This is a genomic window from Psychrobacter sp. 1U2 (assembly GCF_051847575.1).
The window spans coordinates 1-581 of sequence record NZ_JBPYDC010001529.1 but is presented as its reverse complement, the minus strand read 5'-3'; the positions used below and the strand labels follow the sequence as shown (position 1 = coordinate 581).

Below are 581 nucleotides of genomic sequence, written 5' to 3'. Positions count from 1 at the left end.
AAATTACGTTCTTTAGCTACTGATTGTAAATTTATTATCATTATTAGATGAAGCATTGATAAAAATAGATCATCTTTTAGACTTAATTAGATCATTGATGATCTCATCAGTATATTCACCTAAGAATGATTCCCCTGCGTTTTGTGGAATCCTTATAGTTTGACCAAACAGATTTATCTCTATGCACCGCCATCTATCAGTAGAGTCTAGAGCCATATCAAGACTGATTATACGAGCACCTATAACAGATCTGGCAATGCTTTTACTGGCTTCTACCAAATCTTCATATAGTGGTAAGCTCTCTCCTTCAAACACAAAACCTGAATTGGGATGACTTAAATATTTTTTTTCATCTATATCGGTTGCATACTCATTCAGCATTCCATTGAGTTTTATACTACAGACTATTCCACCATCAGATACGTTATCCAAGCTTCCATCTTTTCCTATACGTATACCGGAATTGAGCATATGTACTACATTATCTTTATCTTTATATAAGCTTACACGAACAGTATTTATACTATCCTTATTAAAAGCATTTATTAGTTCAGACTGTTCTATCTTTTCTTGGACTACTA

1 protein-coding gene is annotated in these 581 nt (G+C 32.9%); it reads right to left on the bottom strand.

Going from position 1 to position 581, the window contains the following annotated elements:
• Positions 1 to 69 precede the first annotated feature (69 nt).
• Positions 70 to 581: sugar-transfer associated ATP-grasp domain-containing protein (locus tag ACS8FD_RS23010; RefSeq protein ID WP_439277564.1), on the bottom strand; the 512-nt coding region annotated here is incomplete at its 5' end.